This is a genomic window from Pseudomonas sp. EU05-FHT14B02 (genome assembly GCF_058791055.1).
Genome location: NZ_JBYTDD010000005.1, coordinates 20382 through 38061, shown reverse-complemented (window position 1 = coordinate 38061; position 17680 = coordinate 20382). Strand labels below are relative to the sequence as shown.

Genomic DNA, 17680 nt, shown 5'->3' with positions numbered 1-17680 from the left:
GGGCGCCTGATAGCCCCGCGGCGTTCTTCGGATTTTCGCCAGCAGGTTCGCTCCTACCAAGCCGAATTCAGGCAGGAAACCTCATGACCGACGCGTTCGAACTCCCCAGCACAATGGTCCAAGCCCTTCAGCGCCGTGCGGCGCTGACGCCGGATCGGGTGGCCCTGCGCTTTCTCGCCGAGACCCCGGACCAGGCTGTGGTGCTCAGCTATCGCGAACTGGATCTGCGGGCACGGACGATTGCCAGCGCGTTGCAGGCCCAGACGGATGTTGGCGACCGCGCGGTGTTGCTGTTCCCCAGTGGCCCGGATTACGTCGCGGCGTTCTTCGGTTGCCTGTACGCCGGGGTGATCGCGGTGCCGGCTTACCCGCCGGAGTCGACACGCCGTCATCACCAGGAGCGCCTGTTGTCGATCATCAGCGATGCCCAACCGCGCTTGCTGTTGACCAGCGCCGGGCTGCGCGATGGGTTGCAGCAGATCGAAGGTGCGCCGCCGCTGCTGTGTGTCGATACCCTCGACGGTGCACTGGCCGAGCGCTGGGTCGCGGTGGACTTGCAGGACGATCACATCGCCTTCCTGCAATACACTTCTGGCTCCACCGCGCTACCCAAAGGCGTGCAAGTCAGCCACGGCAATCTGGTGGCCAACGAATTGCTGATCCGCCACGGTTTCGGCATTGACCTGAACCCCGACGATGTCATCGTCAGCTGGCTGCCGCTGTATCACGACATGGGCCTGATCGGCGGCTTGCTGCAGCCGATTTTCAGCGGCGTGCCTTGCGTGTTGATGTCCCCGGCATATTTTCTCGGTCGGCCGTTGCGCTGGCTGGAGGCGATCAGTGAATACGGCGGCACCATCAGCGGCGGGCCGGATTTTGCCTATCGCTTGTGCAGTGAGCGGGTCAGCGAGTCGACTCTGGAACGGCTCGACCTGAGTGGCTGGCGCGTAGCGTATTCCGGTTCCGAACCGATTCGTCTCGACACCCTGGAGTGCTTCGCCGGGAAGTTCGCGACCTGCGGCTTCACCGCGGACAGTTTCATGGCCTCCTACGGTCTGGCCGAAGCCACCTTGTTCGTGGCCGGCACAGCGCGCGGCCAGGGCATCGGCAACCTGCGGGTTGACGATCAGGCTCTGGCGCAGAACCGCATCGAAGCGGGCGAGGGCAGCCCGATAATGAGTTGCGGTATCAGCCAGCCGGCGCACGCGGTGTTGATCTTCGATCCTGTCTCGCTCAGCGAACAGGCCAACAACGTCGTCGGCGAAGTCTGGGCCAGCGGGCCGAGCATCGCCTCAGGCTATTGGCGCAACCCCGAGGCGTCCGCCAAGACCTTTGTCCAGCACGCCGGGCAGACCTGGCTGCGTACCGGTGACCTGGGTTTTCTGCGCAACGGCGAACTGTTTATCACCGGGCGCCTGAAGGACATGCTGATCGTGCGCGGGCATAACCTGTACCCGCAGGACATCGAGCAGACTGTCGAACGCGAAGTGGAAGTGGTGCGCAAAGGACGCGTCGCTGCTTTCGCTGTCACGGTTGACGGTCAGGAGGGCATCGGCATCGCCGCTGAAATCAGCCGCAGCGTGCAGAAAATCCTGCCGCCTGAATCCTTGATCAAAGCCATTCGCCAGACCGTCGCCGAGGCGTATCAGGAGGCACCGAGCGTGGTGGTGTTGCTCAATCCGGGCGCGCTGCCCAAAACCTCCAGCGGTAAATTGCAGCGCTCGGCGTGTCGTAATCGTCTGGCGGAAGGCAGCCTCGACAGCTACGCGGTGTTCCCATCGGCCAGCAACGAAAGCACGGGCAATAGCGAGTCGGGATCGACGCTGCAAAGCTTGATCGCACGTATCTGGTGTGAGCAGTTGCAGGTGGCGCAGGTGGGCGCCGACGATCATTTCTTCCTGCTCGGCGGCAACTCCATTGCAGCGACGCAAGTGGTGGCGCGTCTGCGGGAAGAGTTGGGTCTGGAGTTGAGCCTGCGCCTGCTGTTCGAAGCGCCGACCCTCGGCGCATTCGCCGATGTCGTGACCCGTCTGCAACAGGACGGTGGCCTGGCCCAGGGCGCGATCACGGTACTGTCGCGCCAGCAACCGATGCCGCAATCCCTGGCACAAAACCGCCTGTGGATCACCTGGCAACTCGACCCACACAGCAGCGCCTACAACATTCCTGGCGGCTTGCGCCTGCGCGGCGAGCTGGATGAGCACGCCTTGCACACCAGTTTCCAGCAGTTGATCGAGCGCCACGAATCCCTGCGCACGCGATTCTTCGAGCGTGATGGCGTGGCGCTGCAACAGGTCGATCCGGCCGGTGAGTTCAACCTGCAACTGATCGATATCAGCGACCTGCCGGCCACCGAACGTGAGGCCCGGGCGCAGCAGATCCGCGAGGACGAAGCGCGGACCCGGTTCGATCTGGAGAAAGGCCCGTTGATGTGGGTGACGCTGGTGCGCCTCGACGACGAAGACCATCAGTTGTTGGTGACCCTGCACCACATCATCTCTGACGGCTGGTCGCTGAATGTGTTGATCGACGAGTTCTCGCGCCTGTATGCGTCCGCCTCCCAGGGCCTGCAAGCGGTGCTGGCGCCATTGCCGACGCAGTACGCCGACTACGGCAGTTGGCAACGGCAATGGCTGGCGCAAGGGGAAGGCGAGCGGCAACTGGCTTATTGGAAAGACCGCTTGGGTGATGAACATTCAACCCTGAGCCTGACCACCGACCATCCACGCTCAGCACAACAACTGCACAGCGCCGCTCGCCACACCGTGCGTCTGGGCGCTCCCCTGAGCGATGCGATTCGTCAGACCGCCCAGGCCCATGAGTCGACCGTCTTCATGTTGTTGCTGGCTGCGTTCCAGACCTTGTTGCACCGCTACAGCGGCCAACGAGATATCCGCATCGGCGTGCCCAATGCCAACCGTCCACGCCTGGAAACCCAGGGGCTGATCGGCTTCTTCATCAATACCCAGGTGCTGCGTGCCGAGGTGGACTCAAGTCTGCCCTTTGTTGAATTGCTGGCGCAGACCCGTCAGGCGGCGTTGGGTGCGCAAGCGCATCAGGACCTGCCGTTCGAGCAACTGCTCGAAGCCTTCCCGCAAGCCCGTGAGCAGGGCTTGTTCCAGGTGATGTTCAACCATCAGCAACGCGACCTTGGCGCCTTGAAGCGTCTGCCGGGGCTGTTGGTCGAAGAGTTGCCGTGGCATAGCCGCGAAGCCAAGTTCGATGTGCAGTTGCACAGTGAAGAGGACCGCAACGGTCGCCTGACCTTGTCCTTCGACTACGCCAGCGAATTGTTCGACGCCGCGACCATCGGGCGCCTGGCCGACCATTTCAGCAACCTGCTGCGGGCTGTCTGCGAGCAAGCGGACATCGCCATCGGTGACTTGCCGCTGTTGACGGCCGCCGAGCGGCATCAGCAATCGGACTGGGCCAGCGCCCCCTGCGCAGCGGCCAGTCAATGGCTGCCCGAATCGCTCAACCAACAAGCCCGGCTGACACCTGGGCGCCCGGCGTTGATCTGGGAGGGCGGCCAGATGGACTTCGCTGAACTCCACACCCAGGCCAACCGTCTGGCCCATTACCTGCGCGACAAAGGCGTCGGCCCGGACGTCTGTGTGGCCATCGCCTGCGAGCGTTCGCCGCAACTGCTGATCGGCCTGCTGGCGATCATCAAGGCCGGTGGCGCCTACGTGCCGCTGGACCCGGATTACCCCGCCGAACGCCTGGCCTACATGCTCAGCGACAGCGGTGTTCAATTGCTGCTGACGCACACCCGACTGCTCGAGCGCTTGCCGGCCAGCGAGGGGGTCAGTTCGATCGCCATGGACACCCTGCACCTGGACAGTTGGCCAAGCCATGCGCCGGGGCTGCATCTGCACGGCGACAATCTTGCCTATGTGAATTATACCTCCGGTTCCACCGGCCAGCCCAAAGGCGTCAGCAACACCCACGCGGCGCTGGCCGAGCGCCTGCAATGGATGCAGGACACTTATCGCCTGAACGAAACCGACGTGCTGATGCAAAAGGCGCCGATCAGTTTCGACGTGTCGGTGTGGGAGTGCTTCTGGCCGCTGATCACAGGTGCACGTCTGCTGATCGCCGGTCCTGGCGAACACCGCGATCCACATCGCATCGCGCAGCTGGTGCAAGCGTACGGCGTGACCACGTTGCACTTCGTGCCGCCGCTGCTTTCGCTGTTCATCGACGAGCCGCTCAGTGCTGAATGTACCAGCCTGCGTCGGATGTTCTCCGGGGGCGAGGCCTTGCCCGCGGAGCTGCGCAACCGGGTGCTGGCGCAGTTGCCGGCGGTGCAACTGCACAACCGCTACGGACCGACCGAAACCGCGATCAACGTCACTCACTGGCAATGCTCCAGCGCCGATGGCGAACGCTCGCCGATTGGCCGGCCGCTGGGCAATGTGATCTGCCGCGTGCTCGATAGCGATCTGCATCCTGTTCCGGTCGGTGTGCCGGGTGAGTTGTGCATCAGTGGCGTTGGCTTGGCCCGTGGTTACCTCGGTCGCCCGGCGTTGACCGCCGAGCGATTCGTGGTCGATCCGTTGGGCGAGCCGGGCGCACGCTTGTATCGCACCGGCGACCGGGCACGCTGGACGGCGGATGGCGTGATCGAATACCTCGGCCGTCTCGATCAACAGGTCAAGTTGCGCGGGTTCCGCGTCGAGCCGGAGGAAATCCAGGCACGGCTGTTGGCCCAGGGCGGCGTTGCGCAAGCCGTGGTGCTGGTGCGCGACACCGTAGCCGGTGCACAGCTGATCGGTTACTACACCGCTGCGGACAATGCCGGGGACGAGCTCGAGCAATCCGCGCGCCTGAAAAGCGCATTGGCCGCCGAACTGCCGGAATACATGGTGCCGACGCAACTGATGCGCCTGGACCAAATGCCCCTCGGCCCGAGCGGCAAGCTCGACCGCCGCGCGTTGCCGGAACCGCAGTGGCAGGTTCGCGAGCACGTCGAGCCTGTGACAGAACTGGAACAACACATCGCCGGCATCTGGCGCGAAGTGCTGGGTTTGACGCAAGTCGGTTTGCGCGATGATTTTTTTGCCCTCGGCGGTCACTCGCTGCTGGCCACGCAAATCATCTCCCGCACCCGCCAGGCCTGCGACGTCGAGTTGCCGCTGCGGGCGCTGTTCGAGCACAGCGAACTCGGTGCGTTTGCCGAACAGGTTCGCCTGATCCAGGCCAGTGGCAGCACCAACAAACAACCGCCGATTGAAAAAATAGACCGCGGGCAGCCGGTGCCGCTGTCCTATTCCCAGCAGCGCATGTGGTTCCTCTGGCAGATGGAGCCCGACAGTCCGGCCTACAACGTCGGCGGCATGGCGCGGCTGCGTGGCGTGCTTGACGTGGCGCGCTTCGAGGCCGCGCTGCAAGCCCTGATCCTGCGTCACGAGACCCTGCGCACCACGTTCCCGAGCATCGACGGCGTCGCCCGCCAGCAAGTACACGCACAAACCGGCGTGCGCATGGCGTGGAAGGATTTCACCGCGCTGGATGCCGAGGTCCGCGAGTGGCAGGTCCAGCAACTGGCCGACGACGAAGCGCACCAGCCGTTCGATCTGGAGACCGGACCCTTGCTGCGCGCCTGCCTGGTCAAGACCGCCGAACAGGAACACTACTTCCTTCTGACCCTGCACCACATCGTCACCGAAGGCTGGGCGATGGACATTTTTGCCCGGGAACTCAGCGCGCTGTACGAAGCGTTCGTCGATGGCCGTGAATCACCACTGGCGCCGTTGCCGGTGCAGTACCTGGATTACAGCGTGTGGCAGCGTCAGTGGCTGGAGTCCGGCGAGCGTCAGCGCCAGCTCGATTACTGGACCACGCAACTGGGCCGCGAACACCCGCTGCTGGAGTTGCCGGCCGACCGTCCGCGTCCGCCGGTGCAAAGCCATCAGGGTGAGTTGTATCGCTTTGACTTGAGTGACGACCTCGCGGCACGGGTCCGCGCCTTCAATGCGCGACACGGTCTGACCCTGTTCATGACCATGACCGCCGCCCTGGCTACGCTGCTGTACCGCTACAGCGGCCAGACCGATCTGCGCATCGGCGCACCGGTGGCCAACCGCATTCGCCCGGAAAGCGAAGGGCTGATCGGCGCGTTCCTCAACACGCAAGTGCTGCGCTGCCAGCTCGACGGGCAGATGTCCGTGGGCGAGTTGTTCGAGCAGGTTCGCCACACGGTGATTGAAGGCCAGTCCCATCAGGACCTGCCGTTCGATCATCTGGTGGAAGCCTTGCAACCACCCCGCAGCGCGGCCTACAACCCATTGTTCCAGGTGATGTGCAATGTGCAGCGCTGGGAGTTCCAGCAAAGCCGCACTCTGGCCGGCATGACGGTCGAGTACCTGGCCAACGATGCCCGCGCGACCAAGTTCGACCTCAACCTGGAAGTCACCGACCTGGACCATCGCCTGGGTTGCTGCCTGACCTACAGCACCGATCTGTTCGACGAGCCGCGCATTGCGCGCATGGCCGGGCATTGGCGCAACCTGCTGGAGGCGTTGATTGCCGATCCGCAGCAGCGCTTGAGCGAACTGCCGCTGCTGGCGGATGGCGAACAACAACATCTGCTCGACAGCCTCGGCGTCGAGCCGGGCGAGCATCGGCTGGACCAGTGCCTCCATCACCTGTTCGCCGAGCAAGCCTTGATGCGCCAGGACGCTCCGGCCCTGACCTTCGCCGGGCAAACCCTGAGCTATGCCGAACTCGACGGCCGGGCCAATCGCCTGGCCTGGATGCTGCGCGAGCGTGGCGTCGGACCGCAGGTTCGTGTGGGGCTGGCACTGGAGCGCTCGCTGGAGATGGTCGTCGGCCTGCTGGCGATCCTCAAGGCCGGTGGCGCCTATGTGCCGCTGGATCCGGAATACCCGCTGGACCGCTTGCATTACATGATTAAAGACAGCGGTATCGGTTTACTGCTTAGCGACGCGGCGATGTTCAAGGCCCTGGGCGAGTTGCCGACGACCGTCGGCTGCTGGTGTCTTGAAGAAGACGTCGCGGCACTGGCCAATTACCCGGCTACCGAGCTGCCGTTGATCAGCCTGCCGCAGCATCAGGCTTACCTGATTTACACCTCGGGCTCGACCGGCAAACCGAAAGGCGTGGTGGTATCCCACGGTGAAATCGCCATGCACTGCCGTGCCGTGATCGAGCGTTTCACCATGTGCCCTGACGATTGCGAACTGCACTTCTATTCGATCAACTTCGACGCCGCCACCGAACGTTTGCTGGTGCCGCTGCTCTGCGGTGCGCAGGTGGTGTTGCGTGCTCAAGGGCAGTGGGACGCGGAAGAAATCTGTGGCCTGATCCGTCGTCATCACATCAACGTCCTCGGTTTTACGCCGAGTTACGGCAGTCAGTTGGCGCAATGGCTGGCGACCCAGGAGCAGACCTTGCCGGTGCGCATGATCATCACCGGCGGCGAAGCGCTGACCGGTGAACACCTGGCGCGCATTCGCGCAGCCTTCAAGCCGAGCCTGTTCTTCAACGCCTACGGCCCGACCGAAACCGTGGTCATGCCGCTGGCCAGTCTCGCCCCTGAAGTGCTGGAAGAGGGCGCCGGCAGCGTGCCGATCGGCAGCATCATCGGCGACCGCGTGGCCTACATTCTCGACGCCGACCTGGCGCTGGTGCCGCAAGGCGCGACGGGCGAGTTGTACGTCGGTGGCGCGGGTCTGGCCCAGGGTTATCACCAGCGTCCGGGCATGACCGCGGAGCGCTTTGTGGCCGATCCGTTTGTCGCCAGCGGCGGGCGTATTTACCGCACCGGCGATCTGGTGCGTCAGCGCGCCGATGGCCTGGTGGAATACCTCGGACGCATCGACCATCAAGTGAAGATTCGCGGTTTCCGCATCGAATTGGGCGAAATCGAAACCCGTTTGCTGGAGCACGAGTCGATTCGTGAAGCGGTGGTGCTGGCCCTCGATGCTCCGAGCGGCAAGCAACTGGTGGGTTACCTCGCCACTGACGTCGCCGAACAGAGCGAAGCGCAACACACCGCATTGCGCGAAGCCCTCAAGGCACACTTGAAATCGCAGCTACCGGATTACATGGTGCCCACGCACCTGATCCTGCTGGCGAGCATGCCGTTGACCGCCAACGGCAAACTCGACCGCCGTGCGCTTCCGGCGCCGAACCCGGAGCTGAATCGCCATCACTACGTAGCGCCGAGCAGCGAGCTTGAAGTCATCCTCGCGCAGATCTGGTGCGAAGTGCTGAACGTTGGACAAGTCGGCCTCAACGACAACTTCTTCGAACTGGGTGGCGACTCGATCCTGTCGATCCAGGTGGTCAGCCGGGCGCGGCAGCAGGGCCTTCACTTCAGCCCTCGCGACCTGTTCCGGCACCAGACCGTGCAGACCCTCGCCGCCGTGGCCAGCCGCACCGAGCAGGTCAGCGCCGAGCAGGGCTTGATCATGGGTGAGTCGCGTCTGACGCCGATCCAGCACTGGTTCTTCGACACCGACATCCCGCAACGCCAGCACTGGAACCAGGCGTTGTTGCTGCAACCGACCGCACCTCTGGAGCCCCATCGACTGGAGCAAGTGCTACTGGCGGTAATCGAACAGCACGACGCCTTGCGCCTGCGTTTCAGCAAGGTCACCGGCCAATGGCAGGCCACACACCAGCCGATTTCCGATGTGCCGGTGCTGTGGCAGGTGCGCGTTTCGTCCATGGACAAATGTGCAGCCTTGTTCGCCGATGCCCAGCGCAGCCTCGACCTCGAAGAGGGACCGTTGCTGCGCGTGTTGCTGGTCGATGGCCCTGAAGGCCAGCAACGCTTGTTTATCGCCATTCACCACTTGGTGGTGGACGGTGTGTCGTGGCGGGTACTGCTGGATGACTTGCAGACCGTGTATCGCCAACTCGACGCCCGGCAGTCGGTGAAACTCCCGGCGAAAACCAGTGCCTTCAAGGACTGGGCCGCACGGCTGCATGCCTACGCCGGCAGTGAGTCTCTGCGCGAAGAACTGGGCTGGTGGCAGGCGCACCTGGCCGGGCCCACTGCCGATTTGCCCTGTGATCACCCCGCAGGCGGGCGGCAGAACCGACATGCGCAAACCGTCAGCGTGCGCCTCGACAGCGAGCGTACCCGGCAGTTGCTGCAACAGGCACCGAGTGCCTATCGCACCCAGGTCAACGACTTGCTGCTGACCGCATTGGCCCGCGTGCTGTGCCGCTGGAGCGGTCAGCCATCGGCGCTGATTCAACTGGAAGGCCACGGCCGCGAAGCGCTGTTCGACGAGATCGACCTGACCCGCACCGTCGGCTGGTTCACCAGCGCCTACCCACTGCGCCTGACGCCGCTGAACATCGAAGAAGCCGCCGGGCAGGGCGTGTCGATCAAGGCGATCAAGGAGCAATTGCGTGCCGTGCCGCACAAAGGCCTGGGCTATGGCGTGCTGCGTTACCTGGCCGATGACCTGAGCCGCCACAGCATGGCGCAGTTGCCGGTGGCGCCGATCACCTTCAACTACCTCGGCCAGTTCGACCAGAGCTTCGGGGCGGACGCGCTGTTCCATCCACTGGATGAAGCCATTGGCGCGGCCCACGATGCCAATGCCCCGTTGCCCAACGAGCTGAGCGTCGACGGCCAGGTGTATGGCGGTGAACTGGTACTGCGCTGGACTTTCAGCGCCGAACGCTTCGATGGGCAAACCATCGACGAGTTAGCCGGTGCCTACCTCGGTGAGTTGAACAGCCTGATCGAGCATTGTCTGCGCGACGACGCGGGTGGCCTGACGCCGTCGGACTTCCCGCTGGCGAATCTCAGCCAGACTCAACTGGATGCGCTGCCGGTTCCGGCCGCCGTCATCGAAGACGTCTACCCGCTGACCCCGATGCAGGAAGGCATGCTGTTGCACACCTTGCTGGAGCCGGGTACCGGCCTGTACTACATGCAGGACCGCTACCGCATCAACAGCGAACTCGACCCGCAGCGTTTCGCCCAGGCCTGGCAAGCAGTGATCGCCCGCCACGAAGCATTGCGCGCGTCGTTCTGCTGGAACGTCGGCGAAGACATGCTGCAAGTGATCCACAAACCGGGCAGCACGCCGATCGAATACCTCGACTGGAGCGCTATCAGCGAAGCCGAGCAAGAGCCGAAGCTGCAAACCTTGCTCAAGACTGAACGCGAGGCGGGGTTCGATCTGCTCAACCAGGCGCCGTTCCACTTGCGTTTGATCCGTGTGGGCGCTGCGCATTACTGGTTCATGATGAGCAACCACCACATCCTTATCGATGCCTGGTGCCGTTCGCTGCTGATGAATGATTTCTTCGAGATCTACAGCGCCCTCGGCGAAGGTCGGGAAGCGCAGCTGGAGGTGCCACCACGTTATCGCGACTACATCGGTTGGCTGCAGCATCAGAGCCTGGCCGAAGCACGGCAGTGGTGGAAAACCAACCTGCAGGGGTTCGAACGGACCACGCCGATCCCGAGCGACCGGCCATTGCTGCGTGAACATGCTGGCGACAGCGGCGGCATGATCGTCGGCGACCGCTATGCAAGGCTCGATGCCCGTGACGGTGCGCAATTGCGCGAACTGGCCCAAGCCCATCAGTTGACCATCAACACCTTCGCCCAGGCGGCGTGGGCGCTGGTGCTGCGGCGCTTGAGCGGTGATCGCGACGTGCTGTTCGGCGTCACCGTGGCGGGGCGACCGGTGGACATGCCGCAGATGCAGCGTACTGTCGGCCTGTTCATCAACAGCATCGCGCTGCGGGTGAAGATGCCCGAGGACGGCCAGCGTTGCAGCGTGCGCCAGTGGCTCAGCGGTCTGCTCGACCACAACATGCAACTGCGTGAATACGAATACCTGCCGCTGGTGAACATTCAGGAACAGAGCGAATTGCCCAAAGGCCAGCCGCTGTTCGACAGCCTGTTCGTGTTCGAAAACGCCCCGGTGGAAGTCTCGGTGCTGGACCGTGCGCAGAGCCTCAACGCGACCTCGGATTCGGGCCGAACCCATACCAACTTCCCGCTCACGGCCGTGTGCTATCCGGGCGATGACCTGGGCTTGCACCTGTCCTACGACCAACGCTACTTCGATGAGGCCACGGTTGAGCGCATGCTCGCTGAGTTCAAGCGTCTGCTGCTGGCATTGGTGGAAGGTTTCCATGGCGACATGGCCGACCTGCCGTTGCTGGGGGCTGAGGAGCAGGACTTCCTCATCCATGGCTGCAACCAGAGCGAACACGATTACCCGCTGGAGCAGAGCTACGTTTCATTGTTCGAAACTCAGGTCGCCCGGCACCCACTGCGGATTGCCGCCAGTTGTCTGGACCGGCAATACAGTTATCTGGAGCTGAATCAGCGCAGTAACCGCCTCGGTCATGCGTTGATCGCCGCGGGTGTCGGGTGCGATCAACCGGTGGCGTTGCTGGCCGAACGCAGCCTCGACTTGCTGGGCATGATCATTGGCAGCTTCAAGGCAGGGGCGGGTTATCTGCCGCTGGATCCGGGTTTGCCGAGTCAGCGTCTGAGCCGGATCATCGAATTGAGTCGCACGCCTTTGCTGGTGTGCACGCAAGCGTGCCGTGAGCAGGCGCAGACCCTGCTCGACGAATTCGCCTGCGCCAATCGGCCACGGCTGCTGGTCTGGGAGGAAGTTCAGGCGCTTGCACTGTCGGCGGACAATCCTGGTGTATACAGTGCCCCGGATAATCTGGCCTATGTGATCTACACCTCCGGCTCCACCGGTTTGCCGAAAGGCGTGATGGTCGAACAGCGCGGCATGCTCAACAACCAGTTGAGCAAGGTGCCGTACCTGAACCTGAGCGACGCCGACGTGATCGCGCAAACCGCGTCGCAAAGCTTCGACATTTCCGTGTGGCAGTTCCTCGCCGCGCCGTTGTTCGGCGCACGGGTGGACATCGTACCGAACAGCATTGCCCACGATCCGCAGGGCTTGCTGGTCCATGTGCAGAGCCAGGGCATTACTGTGCTGGAAAGCGTGCCGTCGCTGATCCAGGGCATGCTCGCCCAGGAGCGCATGAACCTCGACGGCTTGCGCTGGATGCTGCCGACGGGGGAGGCGATGCCGCCGGAACTGGCGTATCAATGGCTGTTGCGCTATCCGCAGACCGGGCTGGTCAATGCCTATGGCCCGGCGGAGTGCTCGGATGACGTGGCGTTCTTCCGCGTCGATATGGCGTCGACTCGCGGCAGTTACCTGCCGATTGGAACACCGTCCGACAACAACCGTTTGTACCTGCTTGATGGAGTACTGGAACTGGTGCCGCTGGGCGCGGTGGGTGAACTGTGTGTGGCAGGCACCGGTGTCGGCCGCGGCTATGTGAGTGATCCGCTGCGCACGGCCCCGGTGTTTGTGCCGAACCCGTTCGGCGCACCGGGTGAGCGCCTGTATCGCAGCGGCGACCTCGCCCGCCGTCGCAGTGACGGCGTTCTGGAATATGTCGGCCGGGTCGATCATCAGGTGAAGATCCGCGGTTACCGCATCGAGCTCGGTGAAATCGAAGCTCGCCTGCACGAACAACCGCAAGTCCGCGATGCGGCGGTGGGTGTGCAGGAAGGGGCGAACGGCAAGCACCTGGTGGGCTATCTGGTCGCGGCGGATGTTGCGCTCGATCCGGCTGAACGCCTGGAGCGCATCAAGCAACGCCTGCGTGTTGAGTTGCCGGAATACATGGTGCCGCTGCACTGGTTATGGCTGGACAAGCTGCCGCTCAACGCCAACGGTAAACTGGACCGCAAGGCCCTGCCGACGCTGGAGATCGGTCAATTGCAAAGCCAGGATTACCAGGCGCCGCGCAATGAGCTGGAGCAGACCCTGGCAGACATTTGGGCCGAGGTACTGAAGGCCGAGAAGGTGGGCGTTCGCGACAACTTCTTCGAGTTGGGTGGGCATTCGCTGCTGGCCACGCAAATCGCGTCACGGGTGCAGAAAACCCTGCAACGGGATGTGCCGTTGCGGGCGATGTTCGAATGCAGCACGGTGGAAGAGTTGGCCCGGTACATCGACGGGTTGACCGCCAGCGAACTCACCGAGGAGAAGGTGGATCGTTTGAATGATCTGATGGCGGAGCTGGAGGGCTTTTGATTCCCTGGCGTCAGTACTGGCCTCATCGCAAGCAAGCTCGCTCCCCCAGTGGGCGGTGGTGAACACATCATTTGTGATCAACATAAATCCCTGTGGGAGCGGCGGTGCGGCGATCGGGCGGTTGTACAAACGCATACATTCTCGCGATTGACTGCGATCCGTCAGCCGTTCAGTCTTCCGGCTCCATTTTTACTCGCGCAGACAGTCTATGCCCTTCGTAACGATAGACGGACAAGCCCTTCACTACATCGATCAAGGTACCGGCCCGGCGGTGCTGCTGGCCGGTAGTTACCTGTGGGACCAGGCCATGTGGGCGCCGCAGATTGCCGCGCTGTCGCAACAGTATCGTGTGATAGCCCTGGACCTGTGGGGACACGGCCAATCCGGGCCGTTGCCTGTCGGTACGACGACGCTGGATGACCTGGCGCGTCAGGCTCTGGTCCTGCTCGATCATCTGGACATCGAGCGGGTCACGCTGGTCGGCCTGTCGGTCGGCGGTATGTGGGGCGCGCGCCTGGCCTTATCGGCAGCGCAGCGGATCAACGGACTGGTGCTGATGGACACCTACGTTGGCGCCGAACCGGAGCCGACTCGCCAGTACTACTTTTCACTGTTGAAGCAGATCGAAGAGGCGGGTGTCATCACGCCAGCGCTGCTGGATATCGTGGTGCCGATTTTCTTTCGGCCGGGCATTGATCCGCAGTCGGCGCTCTACCGGGATTTTCGTGCTTCCCTCGCGGCTCTACCCGCGGATCGCCTGCGTGAAAGCATCGCGCCGATGGGGCGGATCACTTTTGGGCGCGATGACCAGTTATCGCGTCTGGGCGAACTGGACGCAGCGACCACGCTGGTGATGTGCGGCGATCAGGACAAGCCTCGGCCACCCGGTGAAGCCCGTGAAATGGCTGAGCTGATTGGCTGCCCGTGGGTGCTGGTGCCGGAGGCAGGGCATATTTCCAATCTGGAGAACCCTGGGTTTGTGACTGAAACCTTGTTGGCATTTTTGGCCAACAGAAATTAATCGAATCTACCGACGCTATCGCGAGCAAGCTCGCTCCCACAGGTGATCACCTTTCCCTATGGGAGCGAGCTTGCTCGCGATGGGGGCGCTGAACTCACTTCGGCCCTAGAATCTTCAGCAGTTTGTCCGGCGACGGCGCGCCTTGCTGCTGTTGCAGATTGCCCTTGTCATCCATGTAGAAAATCGCCGGCGTCGCCTGCAACTCCAGTTCTTCCATCAATTGCATGTTGGCCGCGAACTTTGCCTGAATCGCCGGCGGCACTTCCTTCAAGGCCTTGAGCGAACTCTCCTTGCCAGCGGCTTCGTGTTCCTGCAGGGCTTTTTCCGGATCTTTGGCGGCGAGCAGTGCGGCGGATTTCCCTGGGCTGTCTTCGCGGATGATGCCCACCATGATGTGGCGCAACTGCACCTTGCCGGCCTTGACCCACGGCCGGGCCTGTTCCCAGAACATGTTGCAGTACGGGCAGTTCGGGTCACTGAACAGGTACACCACGCGCGGCGCATCCTTCTTGCCGTCACCGATCCAGTTGCTTGTCTCGAACTTGGCCCAGACTTCCTTGGCCATCGGTGCGTACACCAGTTTCTGCAATGGTGCGCTGCTCAGGTCATTGCCCTCGGCGTCATACAGGTTGCCCAGCAACACGTGTTTGCCATCCGGGGTCAGGTACAGCGCCATGCCACGGTTCTGGTATTGCGCGGCATAGCCGCGCAAGCCATCGGGGGCGTCGAACTGGCCGACGATTTTCGCGCCCTTGGCCTCGATTTTCTTGATGGCATCGGGCAATTCTTCGGCCTGCACCGATGGCAGGTGCAGCAGGGCAGCACCGAGGCTCAGGGTCAGCAAGTGGCGGAGGCGGGGCATGGCAGTTTCCTTGAAGAGGTGGCGGGTACGGTGTCGAAGTTTTCCAGCGCGCGGGCCAGGCTGGCATCCGACAACTCGCCCAGGTGGCTGCCCAGCAGGCGACCTTCGGGACTGTAGAACAGCGTAGTCGGCAATGCCATGGAACCGACGGCCTGGCTCAGGCGCCCGCCACCGTCAAACAGCACGTTGGACAGGCTCAGGCCCTGGGTTTCCAGGAAGGTCGCGACACTTTGCATGCTTTCCGCCTGATTGACGAACAGGAACGTCAGGTCCGGCCGGTGTTGCTGGGCGTTTTCCAGCACCGGCATTTCCCGGCGGCACGGCGGGCACCAGGTGGCCCAGAGATTGATCACCAGCGGGCCGCCCTTGTAGTCGGCCAGTTGCACGGTTTCGCCGGAGGCATTGCGCAGGGCGATTTCCGGCAGGCGTGTGCCTTGTTCATAAATCGACAGGGAGAACGTCGCCAACAGCCAGAACGCCAGGCCACTGGCCACGCCAAACCCCAATGGTCGGCGCAAACCCGGGCGACGCCAGCCGCGATACAGTGTGGCGAGCAAAACGACAATCACCCCCGGCCAGGCGAGGAAGCCGCCATCGCGCAGGTCGATGATCTGCCACGGATCGTTGTGATAGTGCGCCCAATAGGCCGCCACGAAACCGATTCTCGCCGCCAGCATGCCCATCAGAAACAGGCTGAACAGCACCGACTCGGGGTTGTCGCCGCCACGCTTGGCCACCCGCCAGCCTACAAAAGTGGCCAGCGCCAGCGCACTGATCAACAGCAGGTGATTGAGCGCGATGGCAAAGGTGCCGAGGGTGAAAGTCAGCATTAACGGGCGTCTCGGGTGGTGGTCAAGCGTTGCAGGAATGTATCGGCATCGACCTCGCCGGTGATGCGCTGGCTGCGCCGCTCTTCACCGTCCACGCCAATCCACAGAAGGCTCGGTGGCCCTGGCACTTTGTAACGGCCGAGCAGTTCGCGGCTGGCGGCATTGTCGGCGGTGACGTCCAGTCGCAGCAAGCGCACATCGCTCAAGGCCTCGAGGACACGGGTTTTGCCGAAGACCTGTTTTTCCATGACCTTGCACGACACGCACCAGTCGGCGTAGTAGTCCAGCAGCACCCACTGGCCCTGAGCCTGTGCGGCGTCGAGTTCCCGTTGCAGTGCCTGCGGATCCTTGATGGTGGTGAAGGCATCGTGGCCAACCGGCACGGCGGCCACGGCCTGGTTCGAGGCGCGGTAGACCTGCAATGGCTTGAACGGATCATCGCCGCCACCGGCCGCACCGATCACCAGCAGGCCACCCCATAAACCGAGCAGTAACGAGCTGGCGCCAAACAGGTGCGCGATACGGCCAAAACCTTCCGACTGTTTCCAGGCGCTGTAGGCAGCGATCAACAGCAGCGCACCGCACAAGCCGACCCACAGGGATTCGTCGAGCACCGGACGCAGCATCAACAATGCGGTGGCGAGGAACAGGAAGCCGAAAATGCCTTTCACCAGACTCATCCAGGCGCCAGGCTTGGGCATGAAACGATTGCCGACGGTCACCAGCAGCAACAGCGGCACACCGATGCCGATGCCCATGGCGAACAGAATCAATCCGCCATGCAGCGCGTTGCCGCTTTGCGCGATATAGAGCAGGGCGCCGGCCAGTGGCGCGGTCATGCAGGGGCCAACCAGAAGACCGGACAGCGCCCCCAGTACCCCGGCGCCGATCAGACTGCCGCCGCGTTGATTGCGCGAGACGTTTTCCAGGCGATCACGCACGGCCACCGGCAGTTGCAGTTCGAAGAAACCGAACATCGGCAGCGCCAGCAGCACAAAAATCGCCGCAAAACTGCCCAGTAGCCAGGGGTTCTGCAACCAGGCTTGCAGGTTCGCCCCGAGGGAGGCGGCCAGGACACCCATCGCCGCGTACACCAGCGCCATGCTGACCACATAACTGCTGGCCAGGGCGAATCCGCGTCTGGGCGTGGCGCCACTGCCGACGATCAACCCGGCCAGAATCGGCAGCATCGGTAATGAACATGGCGCGAAGGCCAGCAACAGGCCCAGGCCGAAGAACACCAGAAGGCTCCAGCCTAGCGCCCTTTGCTGCAGGCTGCTGGCCAGCGCCTGGTCCGGTGCTTCAGTGGCCGCATTCATTGCATTGGTATTGCCCAGGTCCACAACTCTGGTTTGTGGCGGATAACACAAACCGGCATCGGCGCAGCCCTGGTAACTGACCTTGATCTGACCGCTGGCACCCGCCGGAATTTTCAGTTCAAGGCCCTGACGGTAGACTTGCTGTTCACCGAAAAACTCGTCGCTGTGGGCTTCGCCTTCCGGTAGCACAGGATGCTGGTCGGCAGGCAAGCCATCGAACTTCAAGCGTTTCTGATACAGGTAATAGCCGTCGGTGATCTGCCAATAGAGCTGGGTTTCACCGGATTCCAGGCGTTCAGTGGTAAACGCGAAGGCTTTATCAACCGGGAGGAATTCAGGTTTGGTGTCGAACGGATTGGTTCCTGCCTGGGCCAGGCCCACGATCAAGAGAGTAAAAAGTAAAAACAGACGACGCATGGATAAGCCTTTGTCCTGTGCTAATGAGGTACACAGTGGCGGGTGGCGATTAACCGATGATTAACCGCCCCGGCCTTGTGGCGGTGGCGCTTGCGGCATAATGTCGACTTAATCGGTCAACGGCTTAATAGGCTTTATTTCTACGAGGC

General features: G+C 62.8%; 5 protein-coding genes. 2 read left to right on the top strand and 3 right to left on the bottom strand.

Translation table 11 applies throughout. The features are described from left to right. The first annotated feature begins 83 nt into the window (after positions 1-83). Positions 84-13082 carry a non-ribosomal peptide synthetase gene (locus tag AC3WTM_RS06790; protein WP_102672116.1) on the top strand — a complete coding sequence of 4333 codons (12999 nt, stop codon included), beginning with the start codon at positions 84-86 and terminating at the stop codon, positions 13080-13082. Between the two features lie 208 nt (positions 13083-13290). Further along, the gene (locus AC3WTM_RS06785; RefSeq protein ID WP_102672117.1) at positions 13291-14103 is read left to right on the top strand and encodes an alpha/beta fold hydrolase; all 813 of its coding nucleotides are present in this window, start codon (positions 13291-13293) and stop codon (positions 14101-14103) included. Between the two features lie 94 nt (positions 14104-14197). Here AC3WTM_RS06785 and dsbG read toward each other — a convergent pair whose 3' ends face one another. The 3 genes from dsbG to dsbD are packed head-to-tail and all read right to left on the bottom strand — an operon-like array spanning position 14198 to position 17531. Next, on the bottom strand, positions 14198-14965 hold the full coding sequence (gene dsbG, locus AC3WTM_RS06780) for a thiol:disulfide interchange protein DsbG (RefSeq protein WP_102672118.1): 768 nt from the start codon (positions 14963-14965) through the stop codon (positions 14198-14200). After that, on the bottom strand, positions 14941-15795 hold the full coding sequence (locus AC3WTM_RS06775; RefSeq protein WP_102672119.1) for a TlpA disulfide reductase family protein: 855 nt from the start codon (positions 15793-15795) through the stop codon (positions 14941-14943). The genes dsbG and AC3WTM_RS06775 overlap by 25 nt, the downstream gene beginning before the upstream one ends. Continuing rightward, complete coding sequence (gene dsbD, locus AC3WTM_RS06770; protein ID WP_102672120.1) at positions 15795-17531, bottom strand: protein-disulfide reductase DsbD; 1737 nt, start codon at positions 17529-17531, stop codon at positions 15795-15797. Before dsbD ends, AC3WTM_RS06775 begins: the two co-directional genes overlap by 1 nt. Between the last annotated feature and the right edge of the window lie 149 nt (positions 17532-17680).

Excerpts from the sequence above, each read along its gene's own strand:
- AC3WTM_RS06790 (WP_102672116.1), top strand. The coding sequence starts at position 84 with ATGACCGACGCGTTCGAACTCCCCAGCACAATGGTCCAAGCCCTTCAG.
- AC3WTM_RS06785 (WP_102672117.1), top strand. The coding sequence starts at position 13,291 with ATGCCCTTCGTAACGATAGACGGACAAGCCCTTCACTACATCGATCAA.
- dsbG (WP_102672118.1), bottom strand. The coding sequence starts at position 14,965 with ATGCCCCGCCTCCGCCACTTGCTGACCCTGAGCCTCGGTGCTGCCCTG.
- AC3WTM_RS06775 (WP_102672119.1), bottom strand. The coding sequence starts at position 15,795 with ATGCTGACTTTCACCCTCGGCACCTTTGCCATCGCGCTCAATCACCTG.
- dsbD (WP_102672120.1), bottom strand. The coding sequence starts at position 17,531 with ATGCGTCGTCTGTTTTTACTTTTTACTCTCTTGATCGTGGGCCTGGCC.